Below are 21274 nucleotides of genomic sequence, written 5' to 3'. Positions count from 1 at the left end.
CCAAGGTGGCCAGCATCGGTTTCACTGCGGCGGCATTCGCTGCAACCGATGACCTGAAGGCAGTTCCAGGCCAGCACCTGACGCTCTCCAGCATCTCCGGCGGCACCACGTCGTCCACCACCATCCACGTCACTGTCAGCGACACGAGCCGGGCCACCTATGAGGTTCGGGGATTCGGTCTTTACTTGGAAAACGGCACGCTGCTGGGCAGCTATTCCCAGCCCGAGCTGATCATGGAGAAAGCGGCCGCCTCTGACCTGCTGATGTCTGCCGATATCCTGTTTTCCGGAGTCACCGTGTCCTCGGTGACGTTTGGCAATGCCAACTTCACCAACCCGGCCGCGACCACCGAGAAGGAAGGCATCGTCGAACTTGCCACGCGCGCAGAGGCGATCTCAGGCGTAGACGCGCAACGTGCCGTCACACCGGACGCAGTGAAAGCCGCGATCGACAGCCGCAGTGGTTGTGCGCGCTTTGAGGCATCTGGCACCTTCGTGGTTCCGGCAGGGGTGACGGCGATCTACGTCAGCGCCTGTGCCGGCGGCGGTGGCGGTGGGGGCGGTGGAACGCGCGCCGAGAAAGTCCTTGGGTCAGCGAGCTACACCGCGACCGGAGGCGGCGGTGGCGGCGCTGGGCAATCGATGCAGCGCGTGCGCTTCGCGGTTGCGCCTGGCGCCAGTGTCCCGATCATCATCGGTGCCGGTGGATCTGCTGGCGCAGGTTCAAGAACGGACGGCACACATGGCGCAGCCGGCAGTGCTGGTGGGGCGACCGTCATCGGCAACCTCACCACTCTGGCTGCCGGTCAGGGCGGCGGCGGCGGGTTTGCCGGTACAACCCAAGTCGGCGGTGCAACCGGTGGAGATGGCTACCCGGCCGGCGGCGATTCGGCAACGATCTCAGTCAATGCGCCATACGGCCCTGCTGGCACGGGTGGCTCCTGTGCATTCGGCGGCGGCGGGCCTGGCGGACGGAGTGCTGGCGAAACGACGTCGGCCAGTCGTAAGGGTTATGGCTTTGGTGCTGGCGGCGGAGGGGGCGGCGGTGTCTCGAATGTCGCCTCGGCCGCCACGTTCGGCAAAGACGGATCGGCCGGGTGCCCCGGCTTCGTTTTCATTGAGTGGTGCTGAGATGACGATTGGACGTTACGCGATGATCCAGACCGGCAACGACGTGGTGATTAACATCATCGTTTCCGAGAGCGGCTTCACCATTGACGGCTTCGAGTTCCGCGCACTCCAGGACACAACCGTGTGCGAGCCAGGCATGTACTTCAATCGCCGCGACGGGCTGTACTACTTCGATGCGCAATTCACGCAGCGCGAGTTGATCGCACCGGAACCGCCTGCGAGCTTGTAGCGCTGCTGCGCTGCGTAGATCGCGCAGCTACAGCACAACTGCGGTGTCATCCTGCACGCGCGCGACGACCATGACTGCATGGGCAACGCATCCTCCGCACTGAGTAACGCCATTCGCCTCGGCACTGTTGCCGAGGTGAATCTCGCCACCGCGCGATGCCGCGTGCAGGTCGGCGAGATGCTGACCGACTATCTGCCCTGGGTGGTCACACTGGCCGGCACCACCATCATCTGGTCGGCGCCGTCGATCGGCGAGCAAGTCGTGGTGCTGTCGCCTGCTGGCGACCTGGCCGATGGCCTGGTGCTACGCGGCCTGTACTCCGACCAATTCGCAGCGCCTGCTGCGTCCGATACGTTGCACGTGCTGCGCTTTGCCGATGGCGCGCAGATCCACTACGACACCGACGCGCATGCGCTGCAGGCCACGCTGCCTAGCGGCGGCACTGCATCCATCACTGCCGATGGCGGCATCACGCTCAACGGCCCGCTGACCGTCAACGGCACCACCCAGATCAATGGTGATGCCACCATCACCGGTACCGCGACGGCAACCACCGACGTACTCGGCGGCGGGATCAGCCTCAAGCACCACAAGACCACCGGCGTGACTGCCGGCAGCGCGCTCAGCGGTGGCCCGCAGTGATCGGCGTCGATGCCACCACCGGGCGTGTGATCGAGGGCGAGCAGCACCTGGCCCAGTCGATCGCCTGCATCCTCACTACACCCATCGGCACGCGCGAGCAGCGCCGCGACTTTGGCTCGCTGCTGCCCGAACTGATCGACCAGCCGTTCAACGGCGCCACCCGCACGCTGCTCTACGGCGCCACGGCCACCGCGTTGATGCGCTGGGAGCCGCGCCTGCGCCTGACCCGCGTCGACCTGGTCGTCGGCAATGCGCCTGGCTGCTTCGTGCTGACCATCGAAGGCGAACGCACCGACGTTGCTCCCGCCAATGCGCGCTCGCGCCTGACCATCCCGCTCCGCTTCCGCTCGTCCTGATCGAGGAACCTATGTCCACTGCCTACCACCACGGCGTTCGCGTCATCGAAGTCAGCGCAGGTGCGCGCGTCATCCGCACCGTCTCCACCGCCATTGTCGGCCTGGTCGCCACGGCGTCCGATGCGGATGAGAAAATCTTCCCACTCAACAAGCCCGTGCTGCTCACCGATGTACTCGGTGCGATCGCCAGTGCCGGCATCAAGGGCACCTTGCGCGCCACGCTGCAGGGCATCGCCGACCAGACCAACCCGGTGACCATCGTGGTGCGTGTGGCCGAGGACGCAGATGCAGCCAAGACCTCGACCAACGTTATCGGCGAGGCCAAGTCCAGCGGCTACACCGGCCTGTATGCGCTGCTCGCGGCGCAAGCACAGTTGGGCGTGCGTCCGCGCATCCTGGGCGCTCCGGGTCTGGACACACTGCCGGTGGCCAAGGCGCTGGCGACCATCGCCAAGAAGCTGCGCGCCATGGCCTATGTGCGGCCGGTCGCCGATACCGTCGCCGATGCCATCACCTACCGTGGGCAATTCGGCGATCGCGAGTTGATGCTGATCTGGCCGGACTTCCTGGCCTTCGATACCGCCACCAGCACCACGACGGCGGCGTATGCCACTGCACGTGCGCTCGGCCTGCGCGCCAAAATCGACGCCGAGCAGGGCTGGCACAAGAGCCTGTCCAACGTGCCCGTGGCGGGCGTCACCGGCATCTCCAAGGATGTGCATTGGGATCTGCAGGATCCGGCCACCGATGCGGGTGTGCTCAACGAGGGCGACATCACCACGCTGGTCAACTTCAACGGGCAACGCTTCTGGGGATCGCGCACGTGCGCGGAGGACAACATGTTCGCGTTTGAGACGGCCACGCGCACCGCGCAGATCCTGGCCGACACCATCGCCGAGAGCGTGGCGTTCTACGTCGACAAGCCGATGCATCCCTCGCTGGTCAAAGACGTCATCGAGACGATCAACGCCAAGTTCCGCGACCTGAAGGCGTCCGGCTATCTGATCGATGCCACCGCCTGGTTCGACGGTACGGTCAACAGCGCCACCACGCTGGCCGATGGCGCGCTGCGCATCGACTACGACTACACGCCGGTGCCGCCGCTGGAGAACCTGCAGCTGTACCAGAAGATCACCACCAGCTACCTGGCCGACTTCGCCGAACGCGTCAACGCGTAACGCAGCCACCTTAGATTCCCGGAGACCCCCATGGCGTTACCCAAGAAACTCAAAGCGCTCAACCTGTTCAACGACGGTGAGAGCTATCTCGGCCAAGTGGTCAAAGTGAAGCTGCCCACGCTCACGCGCAAGATGGAGGAATATCGCGGCGGCGGTATGAATGGCCCGGTCAACATCGACTTCGGCCAGGAGAAAATCGAAGTCGAATGGAAGTGCGGCGGCATGATGCGCAGCGTGCTCAATCAGTACGGCGCTATCTCGCACAACGCGGTGCAGCTGCGCTTTGCCGGCGCCTACCAGCGCGATGACAACGGCGCGGTGGATGCGGTCGAATTTGTGGTGCGCGGCCGCCACAGCGACATCGATCCGGGCACCGGCAAGTCTGGCGACGACACCGAGTTTTCCGTCAAGACCGCTGCCAGCTATTACAAGCTGATGATCAACGGCTCCACCGTGATCGAGATCGATCTGATGAACATGATCGAGATCGTCAACGGTGTGGATCTGCTTGCGCCTCACCGCCGCGCCATCGGCGCCTGACCCTTCCGGCCTGGCGCCGCCAGGCCACAGCCTTGAGACCTTCCGATGACCCCGACCTTTTCCCCCGCCATTCCTCTCGACCAGCCCATCGTGCGCGGCGAGCAGACCATCAGCGAGCTCAAGGTGCGCAAGCCCGGCGCCGGTGAGTTGCGTGGCCTCAAACTGACAGATGTCTTGCAGCTGGATGTCACCGCGTTGGCGACGCTGCTGCCGCGCATCTCCTCGCCCACGCTGACCACCGCCGACGTTAATGCAATGGATCCGGCCGACCTGCTGGCGGTCGGCCAGGAGGTGCAGGTTTTTTTCTTGCCGAAGGCACAGAGGGAAGCGGATTTCCCGACTGCGTAGAGGAGGCGATGGCCGACATCGCGGCCATCTTCCACTGGCCGCCATCTGAAATGGCGCGCTGGTCGTTGCACGAACTCACGGCGTGGCGCGAGCGTGCCCGCCGACGAAGCGGAGCCGAATGATGCCCCACCCAACGAACGAGGCCGCCTAAATGGCGGCCTCCGACAATCTGCGCTTGCAGGTCATCCTGGCCGCCGTCGATCGCGCCACAGGTCCGTTCCGGCGCGTGCTCAATGGCAGCCGTGGCGTTGCCTCCGCACTGCGCAATCAGCGCGACGTGCTGCGTCAGCTCAACAGCCAGCACCGCGACATCGGCGCCTATCGCGATCAGGTCGCCCTGGCACAGCGTGCCAAGGCCGCACTCGATGCGCAGCGGCAATCGGTGCGCACGCTTGCCCAGCAGATCAAGTCCACCGGCACGCCCACCGCTGCCATGAACACCGAGTTCGAGCGCGCCGTGCGCACCGCACGCGAACTCAAGGCAGCACACGGCGCGCAGGAGGCGGGCTTGCAACGCCTGCGCGGCAGGCTGGAAACCGCTGGGATCAGCACGCGCGAGCTGGTCACGCATGAGCGTCGCCTGCGCAGCGAGATCGAGAGCACCAACACCGCCATGCACGCCCAGCAGCAGCGCCTGGCGGCGATCGACGCTGCCCAGCGTCGAAGCGCCCGCATCCAAAGCGCTGGCCTGCAGGCGAGCGCCTACGGCGCCGGCATGGCCTTCGCCGGCCAGCGCGCACTAGGCGCCTCGGTGCTGCCGATCAGCGATGCGATGGAGTTCGAGTCGGCAATGGCGAACGTGCGCAAGGTCGTGGACTTCAAGACCCCGCAGCAGTTCGCGCAGATGGGCCGCGATGTCGAGAACCTCTCGATGCGCCTGCCCATGCTGCCGGCTGACATCGCCAAGATCGTGGCGGCCGCCGGCCAGGCCGCCATCCCGCGCCAGGAGCTGGTGCGCTTTGCCGAGGATGCGGCCAAGATGGGCGTGGCCTTCGACAGCAGCGCAGAAGAGGCAGGCCAGACCATGGCCACCTGGCGCACCGCGTTTCGCATGGGCCAGGCCGAAGTGGTCGTGCTGGCCGACAAGATCAACTATCTCGGCAACACCGGCCCGGCCGGCGTCAACAAGATCAGCGCGGTGGTCAACCGCATCGGTGCCCTGGGCGAAGTGGCCGGTCTGCAGAGCGGCCCACTGGCTGCGCTGGGCGCCACGGTTGCCGGCATGGGCATCGAGTCGGAAGTCTCGGCCACCGGCATCAAGAACATGCTGCTCACCCTGGCCTCGGGCGAGTCGGCCACCAAGAGCCAGCGCGAGGCCTTCGATAAGCTGGGCATCAAGGCCACCGCCATGGCCGAGGTCATGCAGAAGGATGCCGGCGGCGCCATCATGTCGGTGCTGCAGAAGCTGCGCGCACTGCCCAAGGCCGAGCAGGCCGCCACCATGACGCAGCTGTTCGGCCGCGAGTCGATCGGTGCGATCGCACCGCTGCTGACCAATCTGGAGCTGCTGCAGGGCAACTTCGCCAAGGTCGCTGATGCACAGCGCTATGGCGGCTCGATGTCGGCCGAGTACGCATCGCGGGTGGCCACCTCGGCCAACTCGCTGCAGCTGCTGAAGAACACCGCCGTGGTGGTGTCGCAATCGATCGGCCAGACCCTGCTGCCGCAGTTCAAGCAATTGACCGAGCGCACGACTGCGGTGGTCGGCCAGATCATGACGTGGATCCGCGCCAATCCGGTGCTGGTGGGTGCGATCGCCAAGGTCGCAATCGGCGGCGCGGCATTGCTGACCATCCTGGGCGGGCTGCTGGTCGCTGGCGGCGTGGCCGCGATGACGTTTTCGCAGATCCACGGCGCCGTGGCGCTGCTGTCGGGCGGCGGTGGCTTCGGGGTGCTGCTGCGGCAGGGGCTGGCGTTCGGCGACCGTGTGCTGCCGATGCTCGCCAATGGCGCGCGCCTGCTGCTGCCGCTGCTCGGCGCAGTCAGCCTGCCGGTGCTGGCGATTGGTGCGGCCGTCGCTGCGGTGGCGCTGCTGGTGTGGAAGTACTGGGGGCCGATCAAGGCCTTCGCCATCGGCGTCTGGCAAGGCATCGTCGATGTGGCCGCACCGGTCCTCGCCGAGCTGCAAGCCGCGCTCGCGCCATTGGCGCCGGTGTGGGACACCGTGGCCACCGCGATGGGCCAGGCCTGGGCGTGGGTCAAGCAGCTGCTGACGCCGTTCGAGGCCACCACCGCGCAGTTGCACGGTGCAACTGATGCCGGGCGCGGGTTTGGGCAGATCCTGGGCGCGGTGCTGGTCACCCAGCTGCAGTTAGCGGTCAAGGCGATCGGCTGGCTGGTGCAGGCGTTTGTGTTCGTGCTGCCGGTGATCAAGCAGATCCTCGGCGGGGTGTGGCAAACCGTCCAGGGCACCTGGTCGCTGATCGTGGGCGTGTTCACCGGCAACGGCGATCGCATCCGCCAGGGGCTGCTGCAGCTGTGGGCCGGCATCAACCTGCAGTTGGCCAACTGGCCGGCCAGGATGCTGCAGGCCGGCGCCGACATGATCAGCGGACTTGTGCAGGGCATCCGCTCCAAGCTCGGCGCCGCCAGCAATGCGATCGCCAGCGTCGGCACCGGAGTGGTCGATCGCTTCAAGGGCCTGCTGGGCATCCACAGCCCCTCACGCGTGTTTGCGCAGCTGGGCGACTTCACCCTGCAAGGCCTCACCGTGGGCCTGCAGCACGGCCAGGGCGCGCCTGTGCAGGCCGTGACCGCGCTCGGCAACCGCATGCGCGCGGTGGGCGCAGGCCTGGCGCTGGCAACGGCCACAGCGCCCGTGGCGGCGATCGACGGCCGGGCACCGCTCTCGGCCCCTGCGCGCGCCGCCAGCGCGCCGGCAGCCGGCAACAGCTACGTCATCCACGTCCACGCCGCACCGAACATGGATGCCAACGCACTGGCGCGCGAAGTCGCTCGCCAGATCGAAGAGCGCGACCGGCGCGCAGCGGCGACCCGCCGCTCCAGCCTGCACGACGACTGAGGATCCACCCGAATGATGATGTCCTACGGCACGTTTGTGTTTGCCCTCGACAGCGCCGCGTATCTGCAGCTGCAGCGGCAGATGAGTTGGCGCCACCCCACCAGCGAGCGTGTCGGTGCGCGAGCGGCCAGCCAGTTCCTGGGTCCGGGCGATGAGACCGTCGAACTCTCAGGCCTGATCGCGCCCGAACTCACCGGCACGCGCGCCTCACTGGACACGCTGCGCGAGCTGGCGGCAGATGGCGAGCCGTTGCCGCTGGTGGATGGTGCCGGCGTGGTCTACGGGCCGTACCTGCTCCTGTCAGTCAACGAGACCGCATCGCTGTTTTTTGAAGACGGTACCCCGCGCTGGATCGAATTCCAGCTCAGCTTGCGCCGCGCCGACGACATCGTACAGGAGGCAGCCGAATGAGCTATCCGATTCCGCAGTGGCGCGTGGTGCTCGATGGTGTCGACCTCACCGAGCGTATCGCACCTCGCCTGCTCGATCTCACCTTGACAGAATGCCGTGGCGGCGAAGCCGATCAGCTGGATCTACGCATCCATGACCACGACGGCAAGATGGCGCTGCCCAAGCGTGGCGTCAGCTTGGCCGTGTCGCTTGGATGAAAAGCCACAGGCCTGGTCGGCAAAGGCACCTTTACCGTAGACGAGGTGGAATACAGCGGCGCGCCGGACATCATCACCGTACGTGCGCGCAGTGCAGACCTCACTGCCGACATGCGCACGCGGCGCGAGCGCAGCTGGCACAACACCACGCTGGGCGCCGTACTCAATACGCTGGCAGGCGAGCATGGCCTGACACCACGTGTCGCCGAGGCGCTGGCACGCACCAAGCTGCCGCATCTGGACCAGGCCAACGAGAGTGATATGAATCTGCTGACACGACTGGGGCAGCGTTTTGACGCTGTCGCCACGGTGAAAGCCGGCGCGCTGATGTTCACTCCGATTGGCGCCGGTACCACGGCAACCGGCAAACCGCTGCCGACTGCCACGCTGACGCGGCGCGATGGCGACCAACACCGCTACGCAGTCGCAGACCGCGATGCGTATACCGGTGTGCGCGCTTACTGGGTGGACAAAGGCAAAGCGCGCCGGCAATCGGTGCTGGTGGGAACAGACGAAAAGCCCAAGCGTCTGCGCGAGTCCTACGCGGACCAGGCAACTGCACGCCAGCATGCGCACGCGGAGCTTGGGAGGATCAAGCGCGGCTTGGCCAAGCTCGACTACACTCTAGCGATCGGACGGGCTGAGCTGTTCCCAGAGCAACGCATCACCGTCAGCGGCTTCAAACCTGAGATTGACAGGCACTCTTGTCTGATTGCAAAGGTTACTCATGCGATCAACAGCTCCAGCGGCTTCAACACCGCGCTTGACTGGAGACCGCGACATAAGCACCGTTGCCCCTTTGCACAGCCGTTTAAGCCACGGCCGAGCTATCCATCAACCCGAACGCAACTATTGCAGCGCAGCGCGCCACCGGCGATTCATCGCTGCAATCGGCCCGCAGGCCCGCATCCGCTTTTTTATTACTACTTGCGATGCGATTTCAGAAGGAGGAAGTTGGCCTTCATCATTGCGAGCAGGGGTATCAGGAGCGCTAACCAGAAGCGCTACAGATTGTTCGCACCGCGTCAACGCCCCCTCTGCTGACTGGTCGGAAGCAAGTCTCAAGAAAGAGAAATAAGATACGCAAATGTAAATTGCATCTTTAGATAAATTTATTCTTTATGATGGCAGATGCCCCACTTGCTACGCAACCTCCTTTGTATCAATAAAAAGTATACATTTATCCCTTCAATAAGAAAATTTTGGCTCTTTGGGTAGAGCTCAACTAGCCTAGGGTTGGCGAAAGCCGATCTAAATAGTGCGAACCTGCGCACACTAAAAATCAATTAAACAATCATTAGAGAAATAAAGAAAAATAATGAATAAGTCACTTGGATGTGCAGCTCTACTACTCATCGCCCTCTCCTTTAAAGTCAGCGCAAATGATACAGTCACCGTATGTAACGGATGCGCTGACCAAGCCATGAGATTCAAAGCGAGAGACTTGGGCAATGGACATCATTTTTTTTGGGATTTCACTACACGCAGGCTGACACACTACCTCACACAGGGACAAAATATCCCTCCTGCAAGTTTCAAGACGGACCGTGTACCCTCAAGCACTGGGTCAATCCAACTTATCCCGTTAACATCCGACGAAACGCAACTTTTTAGCTACGGACTGGATCTTTACGACTCAACCGGAACTACCGAAATAACACACGTTTTCGCAACTGACTACATCATCCCTGCAAATGCAGCGCAAGCCAAATTCGTGATGGCAGCAGCTGCGACACACCAAGCCACGGCATTTGATATGGTAAATACACCCGTCTACCAGACGTCTGTAATTAAATTGGTGTTCAATCTAAATAATTTAGGCCCGTTTTATTGGGCACAAGATATAACTCGCGTGGCGCTGGCAACCCTCACCAACTTCGTATCAATAACCTTTCTGAAAACCCCGTTTAACTTAGTTAATACCATCCAGTTCCCTGATGGTTCCAATTTTAAGGTAGGCTGGGATTACCAGGCTAGGGCATATACCTACCTTAAGGGTTCTGCCCGTGACGCCGCTGGAAACTTCATCCCTGAGACTAGCGTTGACGCAGGCGGCGGCGCCGGGGGTAAGATCAACTATGTTTACCCGAACACCGCGACGGGAATAGCGGCGGGAGGAGAAATGGTTGATCACTTAACCGGTTTAAATGTGGGCTGGACGACGCCGCCTGGCGTTCCAGTCAACAATGGTTTTATAATCGCATGCGCCTCCACGCCGTCCGGCATTCGTTGCACAATTGAGACCCTGATAAGATGAGTACAATGCCTACTGGCAACATACCTTTGCTTCGATCATTCCTGTTTTTGTTTTTTGCCATAGCTCTAGCATGGATTGGGTGGCAGTCAACCAGCCAGATTGATTGGCAGGAATTCGCAGTGTATGCCTGTATGGTTGCCGCCTATGGTGCCTGTGTATTTTTTTATCTAAGGTCTTTGGATAAGTTAAAGCCTTTCGTTAATTATAGTTACGCCAAGTTTTTGTTGATTATGAGTCTGCTAGCAGTAAGTAGCGGATTGGCTGCAATGCTGCTGCACTCATTGAATGGATCGCCATAAATAGTCGCCCCTGAAAAACCCCAACCACCCAACGACCGCAAGGCCTTGATGTCTGCACCGGCGTGCCAGAACTACCAGTGTTCGCTACGCTGAAGGCTGGTTTCTTGCAATTTCCGCCCATGCGTACACGCCGTCCTGCTGCCGAAGACATGCCTGCCGACGAGTTGTTTCGTTCGCGGCTGGAGAACCAGATCGATCTGCGTCATCCGCTGGCGCGGCTGAGCCAACGGATGCCGTGGACGGCGTTGGAGCAAGCACTTTCATCGCGCTTGCCGGCCACCCAGGCCGGTGGCGGTCGGCCGGCATTGCCGGTGCGGCTGATTGCCGGTTTGCTCTACCTCAAACACGCCTACGACCTGTCCGATGAAGCGGTGTGCGAGCGCTGGCTGGAGAATCCGTACTGGCAGTTCTTCACCGGTGAGGTCGTGTTCCAGACGCGCTTGCCGTGCGATGCCAGCTCGCTGACGCGCTGGCGGCAGCGCCTGGGTGAGGCCGGGATGGAAGAGCTGCTGGCGCACACCATCAACGCCGCACATGCGATGCAGGCGGTGGACGCACGCGAGTTGTCGCGGGTGATCGTGGACACCACGGTGCAGGAAAAGGCGATCGCCTATCCGACCGACAGCCGTTTGCTGGAGGTGGCACGCAAGAAGCTGGTGTTACTGGCCAAGCGGCACGGCATCGGATTGCGGCAGAGCTACGCGCGGCAAGGCCCGGCCCTGAGCCGCAAGGCAGGTCGGTATGCGCATGCGCGCCAGTTCAAGCGCATGCAGCGCGTGCTGCGACGTCAACGCACAGTGCTGGGACGGCTCGTGCGCGACATCCAACGCAAACTCGATCAGGTAAACACCGGCGTGCGCGAGCGCATCGCTGTCTGGCTGGAACGTGCGCAACGGCTGTACACGCAGCGTCCGAAGGACAAACAAAAACTGTACGCATTGCATGCCCCGGAAGTGGAATGCATCGGCAAGGGCAAGGCGCGTCAAGCGTACGAATTCTGCGTCAAGGTCGGCATTGCAGTCACCGCCTGCAAGGGATTGGTCGTGGGTGCGCGCAGCTTCCCGGGCAACCCGTACGACGGCGATACCTTGGCCGAGCAGCTGGAGCAGACACGCGGGTTGCTGCAGGATGTGAGCGTAGAACCGACGGTGGCGATCGTGGACCTGGGCGATCGCGGGCGCGAGGTCGATGGCGTGCAGGTCCTGCATCGCGGCAAGGCCAAGACGCTGACGCGACGGCAATGGCGCTGGATCAAGCGACGGCAGGCGGTGGAGCCGGTGATCGGACATCTGAAAGACGACTGCAGGTTGCGTCGCTGCAGGCTGAAAGGTGCCCAAGGCGATGCGCTGCACGTGCTCGGCTGCGCCGCCGGCTACAACCTGCGCTGCATCGCGTTTTTGTACGACCACGAGTTGCCGGTCGTGAAACCTCCACGACGGCGCTGAATTTTCCCAACAATTTTCCCAAGCCCACAAAACAGGCACTTCGACTCGCGTCCAAGTGCCTGTTTTTAGTCGTCCCTGAAAAATCCCCTTTAAGCGCAAAGTGCCGTCGGTGACAGCGGCACGGCGCTCAAGGATGACCATCCCATCGCCCGCATCCAGGCACGCAAAAACGCGATCCAGCGCAGCAGCCAACGCAGGTTGTAGCCGGCGGCGCAGCCGAGCACGTGCAGCGCATCGCCTTGGGCACCTTTCAGCCTGCAGCGACGCAACCGGCAGTCGTCTTTCAGATGTCCGATCACCGGCTCCACCGCCTGCCGTCGCTTGATCCAGCGCCATTGCCGTCGCGTCAGCGTCTTGGCCTTGCCGCGATGCAGGACCTGCACGCCATCGACCTCGCGCCCGCGATCGCCCAGGTCCACGATCGCCACCGTCGGTTCTACGCTCACATCCTGCAGCAACCCGCGTGTCTGCTCCAGCTGCTCGGCCAAGGTATCGCCGTCGTACGGGTTGCCCGGGAAGCTGCGCGCACCCACGACCAATCCCTTGCAGGCGGTGACTGCAATGCCGACCTTGACGCCAAATTCGTACGCTTGACGCGCCTTGCCCTTGCCGATGCATTCCACTTCCGGGGCATGCAATGCGTACAGTTTTTGTTTGTCCTTCGGACGCTGCGTGTACAGCCGTTGCGCACGTTCCAGCCAGACAGCGATGCGCTCGCGCACGCCGGTGTTTACCTGATCGAGTTTGCGTTGGATGTCGCGCATGAGCCGTCCCAGCACTGTGCGTTGACGTCGCAAGATGCGCCGCATCCGCTTGAACTGGCGCGCATGCGCATACCGACCTGCCTTGCGGCTCAGGGCCGGGCCTTGCCGCGCGTAGCTCTGCCGCAATCCGATGCCGTGCCGCTTGGCCACTAAAACCAGCTTCTTGCGTGCCACCTCCAGCAAACGGCTGTCGGTCGGATAGGCGATCGCCTTCTCTTGCACCGTGGTGTCCACGATCACCCGCGACAACTCGCGTGCGTCCACCGCCTGCATCGCATGTGCGGCGTTGATGGTGTGCGCCAGCAGCTCTTCCATCCCGGCCTCACCCAGGCGCTGCCGCCAGCGCGTCAGCGAGCTGGCATCGCACGGCAAGCGCGTCTGGAACACGACCTCACCGGTGAAGAACTGCCAGTACGGATTCTCCAGCCAGCGCTCGCACACCGCTTCATCGGACAGGTCGTAGGCGTGTTTGAGGTAGAGCAAACCGGCAATCAGCCGCACCGGCAATGCCGGCCGACCGCCACCGGCCTGGGTGGCCGGCAAGCGCGATGAAAGTGCTTGCTCCAACGCCGTCCACGGCATCCGTTGGCTCAGCCGCGCCAGCGGATGACGCAGATCGATCTGGTTCTCCAGCCGCGATCGAAACAACTCATCGGCAGGCATGTCTTCGGCAGCAGGACGGCGTGTACGCATGGGCGGAAATTGCAAGAAACCAGCCTTCAGCGTAGCGAACACTGGTAGTTTTGGCACGCCGGTGCAGACATCAAGGCCTTGCGGTCGTTGGGTGGTTGGGGTTTTTCAGGGGCGACTTTTTATTGGTGGGCCCAGAAGGATTCGAACCTTCAACCAAAGGATTATGAGTCCTCTGCTCTAACCGTTGAGCTATAGGCCCGGCGTGGTTGGTTGCGAGATGCGGGGGGCATCTCGGACCTTCCAGCTGACGGGAAAGTTTACCTGTCTGTGCGCATCGTTGTCTGCTGTGGCATCAGGTCGCCACGCTGCCCTACGGTAACGCTCCCACTATGCGAGCGTAAAAAGCCCGGCAATGCCGTCATGCTGTTCACTTAAGCAATTGAGTTACGGAAAATCCGATGCCAGATCTCTGGCATCGGATTTTTTTGTGTCTTTTCAACACCAGCTGTTCGACCTTGGCGACCTATTCCCCTTCTCCGACCTGAACACCGTTCCCCAGAACCTTCTGGTGGAATGGGTGGCAGTGCGCTGAAACTGTCGTCTCAGACCAGCATCCGGCGTCGGCGTCTTCCGAGTGATCAGGTGGCTTGTGCTGGGCGTGGCATTGTTCCGCGACGAGCCGGTGCACGCCGCCGCACACCGTCTGAATCTCTGCGCGTAGGTGCTGGCTTCGGAAGATCTGCTGGCCCGAAGGGGCATCAGTCAGGCACGCGCCCAGCTAGTCGCTGATCCGGTTAAATCCCTTTAAATCCCTGTTTGCAATGATAGGGACGCAGTGGGGCTGCGCGCGCTACCGCGGTGATGAGTGGGGATCACAGCTGTTTGCCGTGGATGGTGCGTTGCTGCGGACACCGGACACCGAAAAACTGTGCGAACACTTTGGCTCCGGCAACGCCGGCACAGACCGTCGAACGCCGTTTCCCATGCTGCCACTGGTTACGCTAATGAACGTCCACTCACATGTCTTGCTCGATGCCCAGCTGAGCCCCTACCGTGCAGTGAGAGACGTCTGACCGAACCGTTCTTGCAGAAGATTCCCGACCGTTCAGTCACCTTGTTCGACAAAAGCTTCTGAAGCGCTGATCTACTGCTGGCTCTTTCGCGCAACGGCGCTGCGCGCCACTGGCTGACACCGGCGTGCAGCAGCCAATCAAGCCTCGACCCGACCACAGGCCGGCGCTTATCCCAGCTTCGCTCAGGCATCGCAGCCCTGTTCCGTAATAACTGTCCAAGGCCTGCGCGGCCAAGGACGGTGAAGATTTCGAAACCCCGCTATCCGGTGGATCGAAAGGCTGCCCCGCTTAAGTGAACAGCATTACGGCATGGGCTGGACTTTTTGAGCGCTCAACACACCAACCCATCAGTTGATGGCTGACTAAAGCATCGAACGAAGCGGACTCGCGTATCGGATTGCCTGCGGTGCATGGCCCGAGTTTGCCAAGAAACCTAAGCTCTGCAATCCTGAATCCACAAATCTCAAATCGCAGCCCGTCACGCATTCGCCATCTCAAGCTGCGCATCGATCAACCGCTTACCTACACCAAACCCATGCGCAATGGCATCTTGATAGGTCTCCCAACTCGGCTCCTGGCCGCCGATGCGCGGCTGGCGCTCGCCGCTGAGGGCATAGACGTCGACCCATAGCGTCCACTTGGCGTCCGGGGCTACTTGCGCGGCGCGGACGCGGATCTCATGCTCGCGGTATTTGGTGGTTTCAAAGCGGCTTTGCCTACTCATAAAGACGATCCCGTTTCCATTCGTCCACCAACTTAGAAGTCGTGGCCAAAACGCAACGTGAGCTTGGAAGAAACCGCCGTCCAATGCTGCGGCGCCGTGTTGGTTCGTCGCCGATGCGTAAAGTCCGCTGCACCCATGCCACCCCCGACGGTCGTGCCCTACTGTGATGACTGATCAAACACAGCTAACCGCTTCGCCCATAACCCAACAACCCAGCGAGTGCGGGGCTGTTGAGTGATCGCAGCACGACTGAAACTGTGGTGTCAGTCGATATCCAGGAACGAGCGCAGTTGTTCTGAACGGCTCGGGTGGCGCAGCTTGCGCAACGCCTTGGCCTCTATCTGACGAATTCGCTCGCGAGTAACGTCGAACTGCTTGCCGACTTCTTCCAGCGTGTGATCGGTATTCATATCGATACCGAAGCGCATCCGCAGCACCTTGGCTTCGCGCGGGGTCAGACCAGCCAACACGTCACGCACCGTCTCGGAGAGATTGATGTTGGTAGTGTTGTCGATCGGGGACTCCACATTGGTGTCCTCGATGAAGTCGCCCAGATGTGAATCCTCGTCGTCGCCGATCGGGGTTTCCATCGAAATCGGCTCCTTGGCGATTTTCATCACCTTGCGGATCTTGTCCTCGGGCATGTCCATTTCCTTGGCCAGTTCCTCCGGCGTGGCCTCGCGGCCGAACTGCTGGAGCATCTGACGGGAAATGCGGTTCAATTTGTTGATCGTTTCGATCATGTGCACCGGAATACGAATGGTGCGCGCCTGATCGGCGATCGAACGGGTGATGGCCTGACGGATCCACCACGTTGCATACGTCGAGAACTTGAAACCGCGAAGGTAATCGAACTTGTCCACGGCTTTCATCAGGCCGATGTTGCCTTCCTGGATGAGGTCGAGGAACTGCAGGCCGCGGTTGGTGTACTTCTTGGAGATCGAGATGACCAGACGCAGGTTGGCTTCGATCATTTCCTTCTTGGCCTTGCGTGCCTTGGCTTCGCCATAGGCCATCGCGCGGCTGATCTCTTTGATCTCGGCCAGGGTCAAGTAGCTAGCCTTCTCCATCTCGATCAAGCCCTGCTGGTCGGACACGATCTGATCCTTGACGTCGCGCAGTGCCGACGACCACTTTTGCTTGCGCTTGAGTGCGTCCTCCACCCATTCCAGGTTGGTCTGATTGCCTTCCCAGGAACGAATGAAATCCTTGCGCGGCATGCGAGCCACAGTCGTTGCCAGGTGTAGCACCTTGCGCTCGTGATCCTTGATGCCGTTGACCACGCCACGCAGCTGGGTGACCAGCGCGTCGGTCAACGGCAGCGGCAGCTTGAGCGTGGTGAAAATGGCGGCCATGTCTTCGCGCGCCTTGACCACCAGCTTGTGCTCGGTGCCGTTCTTGGCATGGATCTTCTTGAACTTGGCGTATTCGTTGGCCAAGTTCTCCATGCGCGTTGCGACTTCCACCGGGTCCGGACCGGTCGGGCCGGCCTCTTCTTCGGCAGCGTCGTCATCGCCGTCGTCGTCATCGTCGTCTTCTACCGCTTCGTCATCGGCAGCGGCGACGGGGCCAGCAGCCGCCAGCGCGGTGGCGGCCGCATCAGCTTCTTCGATCAGGTCGTTGAAGCCGACCACGATCTCGGCCAGACGCTTCTTACCTTCCTTATGCGCTTCGTAATGGGCCAGCAGCATTTCGGTCGACAGCGGGAATACGCCCAGTGCTGCCTGGACCTGGCTCAGGCCTTCTTCGATGCGCTTTGCGATGGCGATTTCGCCTTCGCGGGTCAGCAGCTCGACCGTCCCCATCTCGCGCATGTACATGCGCACCGGGTCGGTGGTGCGGCCACCTTCGGTATCGAGCGCGGTCAGCGCGGCGGCAGCTTCTTCGGCTGCGGTGTCGTCAACCTCGCGATTGCCGCTGTTGCCAGCGTTGAGCAACAGAGTTTCAGCATCAGGCGCAACTTCATGGACGTCGATGCCCATGCCGTTGATCATGCTGATGATGTCTTCGATCTGCTCCGGGTCGACCAAGTCGTCGGGCAGATGGTCATTGACTTCGGCGTAGGTCAGATAGCCCTGTTCCAGGCCCTTGCTGATCAGTAGCTTGATGTCGGATTGCTGGGCAGGACGTTCGTTGGCCATGAGTACTCGCGCCACCGGCTTTGAGATTGGAAAGAAGACCTAGCATTATACCAGCGTGAAGTCCCGTCTGCCGGGTTCAAGACGAGACCGCTGGTGCAGCGTTGGCTAGGGTCTGAGAAGGAAGGTCACCGGGCCATCGTTGGCTAGGTCGATAACCATATGGGCACCGAAGCGCCCGGTTTCCACCCCGCCGCGATGTATTTCGCGACAAATCGCCACCAATTGATTGAATGCCTGTTCAGCCTCCTGCGGCGGTGCGGCGGTGCTGAAACCAGGCCGGTTGCCGGAGCTAGTGTCGGCGGCCAGCGTGAACTGACTGACCAACAGCAGGTCACCAGTGGTGTCGGTGAGCGAGCGGTTCATTTTGCCGGCGTCGTCAGCGAACACGCGGTAGCCGAGCATGCGCTCGGCCAAGCGCCGGATCTGCGCGCCGTTGTCGCCGGGCTCGACGCCGACCAGAGCCAGCAGCCCGGGGCCGATCTGACCGACGGTCTGCGCATCGACCGTGACCGAGGCCCGGGTGACGCGTTGGATCAGTGCAAGCATCGACATTCCTGGTGAGCAAACTGTGCCGCGCAGCATGCCCAGCGCTCCTGGCGCTGTCACGCGCGGGCCTTCCCCGGCCGCGCTGTTTAGAATTGCGCCGATGAAACCTGATGTTCGCGCTCGTCTGCTTTACGCCACCGCCGCCATCGTAGGCCGCCTGCCGTGGCCGCTGCTCAAACGCGTGGCCGACACACTGGCCTGGAGCTGGCGCAAGCTCAATGCACGCGAGGCCCGCGTGGCACGTCGCAATCTGAAGTTGGCGTATCCGGAACTGAGCGCCGAACAGCGCGCGCAGTTGCATGCCCAAGTCCTGCAATCGACGGCGCGCCAGACGCTGGAAGTGCTGCGCACCTGGACCCGCCCGCCTGCCGACAATCTGGTGCGGCTGCAACGCAACGGCCAGGAGCTCTACGACGCGGCGCTGGCTTCCGGGCGTGGGGTGATCGTGGCCGCGCCGCACTTCGGCAATTGGGAACTGCTCAATCAGTGGTTGTCCGAGCGCGGGCCGATCGCGATCGTGTACCGCCCGCCGGAGTCCGAGGCGGTGGACGGCTTCCTGCAACTGGCACGCGGTGGCGACAACGTGCGCCAGGTACGTGCCGAAGGCCCGGCGGTGCGGCAGCTGTTCAAAGTGCTGAAAGAAGGTGGCGCGGTCGGCATTCTGCCCGACCAGCAGCCCAAGATGGGCGATGGCGTGTTCGCGCCGTTTTTCGGCATTCCGGCCCTGACGATGACGCTGGTCAACCGGCTCGCCGAACGTACCGGCGCGATCGTGCTGTACGGCTGGTGCGAACGTGCCGATGCAGACCTGCAGTTCGCACTACATGTACAACCGGCCGACCCGGCGGTAGCCGACCCGGACCCGGTGCGCGCGGCCAGTGCGCTTAACGCGGGGATCGAGCAGATCGCCCGGCGCGACCCGGCGCAATATCAGTGGACCTACAAGCGCTACACGCTGCGCCCGCCGGGCAGTGGCCAGGCCAATCCCTATGCAACGGAGCGGCACCCGCACTGACTCCGGCTGAAGGCAGGTCCGATGACGCAACGCGCCGCGTCGGCGTCGGCAACGACCACCGAACATTCAATCGTCGTGCGGATCGCTCGGCGTGGTCAAAATCCGCTGATAAAACGCCAGGTCCAGCCAGCGACCGAACTTGAAACCGGCCTCGCGCAAGGTGCCGGCATGGGTAAAGCCGAGCTGTTCGTGCAAGGCGATGCTCGCCTGATTGCTGGTATCGATGCCGCCAACCAGCACGTGCACCCCATGTTTTTCTGCCGCAGCGATCAAGCCCTGCAGCAAAGTCCGCCCCAGCCCTTTGCCGCGATGATCGCGATGCATGTAGATCGAATGCTCGACGCTGTACTTGAACGCCGGCCAGGCGCGAAACGTACCGTAGCTGGCGAAGCCCATCAAAGTGCCGTCGGCGTCCTCGACCCCGATCACCGGAAAGCCAGCCGCGCGCTTGGTAGCAAACCAGCCGACCATGCTCTCCGGCGGCCGCTGCCGGTAGTCGTAGAGCGCGGTCGAATGGGCGATGGCATCGTTGAAGATGTCCAGAATGGCACTGGCATGACGCGCTTCGCTGCAATCGATGAGATGCATGGGATCCATCAGCTATGGCAGTCGTTTGATTAAAAAGCATTGCCGGGCGATCAACAACGCGGCTGCCATCCAATCTGTACCGCCACCCAATCTGCAGCCGCTGGATGCAGCGTTCTACCCGGTCGTGGCGACTGCCTGTTGCCAACCACGCGACAATGGCACGCGCGATCACGTCATGGCCGCGGCTGCGGCCGCCTTGAAGCGGCCGTGGCAATCCCCATCTGGAGTCGTGCATGAGCAGCCCCGTCCCCTCCCCCAACGCACAAGCCTTCGGCGACCCGGCGGCAATCCGCTGTGAGCGCGCCGCCTCTGAACTGCGCGCCGGCCGCCCAGTGCTGCTGACCGCGGCTCACGGGCAGGCGCGCGCGGTGCTGGCGTTAGACAGCAGCACGGCGCAGTCGTTTGCGGCATTCGCACGCGCCGCGCAGGGTTGCTACTACCTGTTTGTTACACCCACCCGCGCCCAGGTACTGGGATTGAGCGCGCCGCAAGGTGCGCGCGTCGACCTGGTCGAGCACAGCTACGAGCAACTTGCCGCGCTGGCCTATCTGCGCGATACCCCGGTACCGACGCAGTGGACGCCCGGCGACGCGCTTGACGCAGGCGCGGTGGAGATCGCGCGGCTGGGATTGCTACTGCCGGCGATGCTGGCCGTTGACCTGCGCGACGCAGACGACCATGCCGCCTTCGCCGGCTGCCAATCGCTGGCGCTGGACGACCTAGGCACCGGCTGCGCCAAATCCGCGGCGGCCGGCTACGAACTGGTGACCCGCACATCGGTGCCGTTGCGCGGCCTGGGCTTGAGCGAATTTGTGGTGTTCCGCGGCGGCGTTGCGCAGCGCGACCAGGTAGCGATCGTGGTCGGCCAGCCGGACCTGAAGGCCGCGGTGCCGGTGCGCGTGCACTCGTCATGCCTGACCGGCGATTTGTTCGGCTCGCTCAAATGCGATTGCGGCGACCAGCTACGGCATGGTCTGGCCAAGTTAAAAGAGCTTGGCGGCGGTGTGCTGCTGTATCTGGACCAGGAAGGCCGCGGCACCGGCATCGCCGCCAAGATGCGTGCCTACGGCTATCAGCATGCAGGCCTGGATACCATCGATGCCGATGCGCAACTGGGTTTCGGCTCGGACGAGCGCCGCTACGGCAGCGCGGTCGCGATGTTGCGTGGCCTGGGCATCAGCCGAATCCGTTTATTGACCAACAACCCCGCCAAAGCCGAACGCCTGCGCGCGGCCGGCATCGCGGTCGAAGACCGCATCCCGATCACCGGCGATGTCACCGCCGAAAACGAACAGTACCTGCGCACAAAGTCAGCGCGCGCCGGGCATGCGCTGGATGTGGACGCACTGCTCTTGGCGGCTCGGTAAGCTCGCTCCGGCATCGTCGTCAGCACCTTGCCGATAAGCGTGGACCAGTTGCACAACCTGCAGCGTATCTGTGGCAGTTGCCATTGTTCAGCCCGAGTGCACGTGCCGAATGGTGGCGCGGCCTCTGTCAGGCCCGCTCACCGCCTGCCCGCGTGCGTTTTCTTACGCCGCTTCTTACGCTGCCTGCACAGCGAGCAGCGTGCGTCCAGGACACCCAGGCATCGGTGGAGTAAGGCTGCCTGCACCGGATGCGCGCTCACCTGGCAGCCGGCTATGCTTGCGAACCGCTTCTGCAGGCCCGCCTTGTGCACGACGCTCCACCGCCGCCCCCCGACGTCATCGTCCACCCTGCTCCGGCAGAGGCGCAGG

At 62.7% G+C, this 21274-nt stretch carries 17 protein-coding genes, 1 tRNA gene and 4 pseudogenes; 16 read left to right on the top strand and 6 right to left on the bottom strand.

The window, feature by feature from the left end; genetic code table 11:
- The first annotated feature begins 5 nt into the window (after nucleotides 1–5).
- The 13 genes and pseudogenes from PD885_RS19085 to PD885_RS19025 form a co-directional block, all read left to right on the top strand.
- On the top strand, nucleotides 6–1130 hold the full coding sequence (locus PD885_RS19085; protein WP_231895757.1) for a glycine-rich domain-containing protein: 1125 nt from the start codon (nucleotides 6–8) through the stop codon (nucleotides 1128–1130).
- 1 nt (nucleotide 1131) lies between these two features.
- Nucleotides 1132–1359, top strand: a complete 228-nt coding sequence (locus PD885_RS19080) for a hypothetical protein (RefSeq protein ID WP_002809187.1) — start codon at nucleotides 1132–1134, stop codon at nucleotides 1357–1359.
- Nucleotides 1360–1437: 78 nt separating this feature from the next.
- Nucleotides 1438–2001, top strand: a complete 564-nt coding sequence (locus tag PD885_RS19075; protein WP_002809189.1) for a phage baseplate assembly protein V — start codon at nucleotides 1438–1440, stop codon at nucleotides 1999–2001.
- The gene (locus tag PD885_RS19070; RefSeq protein ID WP_002809191.1) at nucleotides 1998–2357 is read left to right on the top strand and encodes a GPW/gp25 family protein; all 360 of its coding nucleotides are present in this window, start codon (nucleotides 1998–2000) and stop codon (nucleotides 2355–2357) included. Before PD885_RS19075 ends, PD885_RS19070 begins: the two co-directional genes overlap by 4 nt.
- Before the next feature lie 11 nt (nucleotides 2358–2368).
- The gene (locus PD885_RS19065; protein WP_002809193.1) at nucleotides 2369–3535 is read left to right on the top strand and encodes a phage tail sheath protein; all 1167 of its coding nucleotides are present in this window, start codon (nucleotides 2369–2371) and stop codon (nucleotides 3533–3535) included.
- 30 nt (nucleotides 3536–3565) lie between these two features.
- Complete coding sequence (locus PD885_RS19060) at nucleotides 3566–4075, top strand: phage major tail tube protein (protein WP_002809195.1); 510 nt, start codon at nucleotides 3566–3568, stop codon at nucleotides 4073–4075.
- Nucleotides 4076–4120: 45 nt separating this feature from the next.
- On the top strand, nucleotides 4121–4423 hold the full coding sequence (locus PD885_RS19055) for a phage tail assembly protein (RefSeq protein WP_002809198.1): 303 nt from the start codon (nucleotides 4121–4123) through the stop codon (nucleotides 4421–4423).
- Between the two features lie 8 nt (nucleotides 4424–4431).
- On the top strand, nucleotides 4432–4545 hold the full coding sequence (locus tag PD885_RS19050; protein WP_002809201.1) for a GpE family phage tail protein: 114 nt from the start codon (nucleotides 4432–4434) through the stop codon (nucleotides 4543–4545).
- A 29-nt stretch (nucleotides 4546–4574) separates the two neighbouring features.
- The gene (locus tag PD885_RS19045; protein WP_088057063.1) at nucleotides 4575–7445 is read left to right on the top strand and encodes a phage tail tape measure protein; all 2871 of its coding nucleotides are present in this window, start codon (nucleotides 4575–4577) and stop codon (nucleotides 7443–7445) included.
- A gap of 12 nt (nucleotides 7446–7457) precedes the next feature.
- Nucleotides 7458–7856, top strand: a complete 399-nt coding sequence (locus PD885_RS19040; RefSeq protein ID WP_002809207.1) for a phage tail protein — start codon at nucleotides 7458–7460, stop codon at nucleotides 7854–7856.
- Nucleotides 7853–8821: pseudogene (locus PD885_RS19035) on the top strand (phage late control D family protein); the annotation flags it as partial. The gene PD885_RS19040 and the pseudogene PD885_RS19035, both read left to right, overlap by 4 nt.
- Before the next feature lie 550 nt (nucleotides 8822–9371).
- The gene (locus PD885_RS21130; RefSeq protein WP_145954035.1) at nucleotides 9372–10310 is read left to right on the top strand and encodes a hypothetical protein; all 939 of its coding nucleotides are present in this window, start codon (nucleotides 9372–9374) and stop codon (nucleotides 10308–10310) included.
- Between the two features lie 418 nt (nucleotides 10311–10728).
- Nucleotides 10729–12009 (top strand): annotated as a pseudogene (locus PD885_RS19025) (IS5 family transposase); the annotation flags it as partial.
- A gap of 134 nt (nucleotides 12010–12143) precedes the next feature.
- Here the strand turns inward: PD885_RS19025 and PD885_RS19020 are convergent.
- On the bottom strand, nucleotides 12144–13511 hold the full coding sequence (locus PD885_RS19020; protein ID WP_088057061.1) for an IS5 family transposase: 1368 nt from the start codon (nucleotides 13509–13511) through the stop codon (nucleotides 12144–12146).
- 123 nt (nucleotides 13512–13634) lie between these two features.
- A tRNA-Ile gene (locus PD885_RS19015) sits at nucleotides 13635–13710 on the bottom strand.
- Nucleotides 13711–13938: 228 nt separating this feature from the next.
- Here PD885_RS19015 and PD885_RS19010 point away from each other — a divergent pair.
- A pseudogene (locus PD885_RS19010) lies at nucleotides 13939–14649 on the top strand (transposase domain-containing protein); the annotation flags it as partial.
- A 353-nt stretch (nucleotides 14650–15002) separates the two neighbouring features.
- Here the strand turns inward: PD885_RS19010 and PD885_RS19005 are convergent.
- The 3 genes and pseudogenes from PD885_RS19005 to dtd form a co-directional block, all read right to left on the bottom strand.
- Nucleotides 15003–15333, bottom strand: a pseudogene (locus PD885_RS19005) (DUF6566 family protein).
- A gap of 178 nt (nucleotides 15334–15511) precedes the next feature.
- Nucleotides 15512–17389 carry an RNA polymerase sigma factor RpoD gene (gene rpoD, locus PD885_RS19000; protein WP_002809332.1) on the bottom strand — a complete coding sequence of 626 codons (1878 nt, stop codon included), beginning with the start codon at nucleotides 17387–17389 and terminating at the stop codon, nucleotides 15512–15514.
- A 105-nt stretch (nucleotides 17390–17494) separates the two neighbouring features.
- Nucleotides 17495–17935: a D-aminoacyl-tRNA deacylase gene (dtd, locus tag PD885_RS18995; RefSeq protein ID WP_002809334.1), complete on the bottom strand. Its 441-nt coding sequence runs from the start codon at nucleotides 17933–17935 to the stop codon at nucleotides 17495–17497.
- Here dtd and PD885_RS18990 point away from each other — a divergent pair.
- Nucleotides 17934–18950, top strand: a complete 1017-nt coding sequence (locus PD885_RS18990) for a lauroyl acyltransferase (protein WP_172404492.1) — start codon at nucleotides 17934–17936, stop codon at nucleotides 18948–18950. The two genes, dtd and PD885_RS18990, sit on opposite strands and share 2 nt — an antisense overlap.
- A gap of 66 nt (nucleotides 18951–19016) precedes the next feature.
- Here PD885_RS18990 and PD885_RS18985 read toward each other — a convergent pair whose 3' ends face one another.
- On the bottom strand, nucleotides 19017–19538 hold the full coding sequence (locus tag PD885_RS18985) for a GNAT family N-acetyltransferase (protein ID WP_002809337.1): 522 nt from the start codon (nucleotides 19536–19538) through the stop codon (nucleotides 19017–19019).
- Nucleotides 19539–19771: 233 nt separating this feature from the next.
- Between PD885_RS18985 and ribA the strand changes: the two genes are divergently transcribed.
- A complete protein-coding gene (gene ribA, locus PD885_RS18975; RefSeq protein ID WP_002809338.1) occupies nucleotides 19772–20905 on the top strand; it encodes a GTP cyclohydrolase II RibA in 1134 nt (377 codons plus the stop codon).
- Nucleotides 20906–21274 lie beyond the last annotated feature (369 nt).

Origin of the sequence: Xanthomonas fragariae, assembly GCF_900183975.1 — a bacterium.
Lineage (GTDB): Bacteria > Pseudomonadota > Gammaproteobacteria > Xanthomonadales > Xanthomonadaceae > Xanthomonas > Xanthomonas fragariae.
The sequence above is the reverse complement of the archived record's forward strand: the minus strand, read 5'-3'. Positions and strand labels throughout refer to the sequence as shown.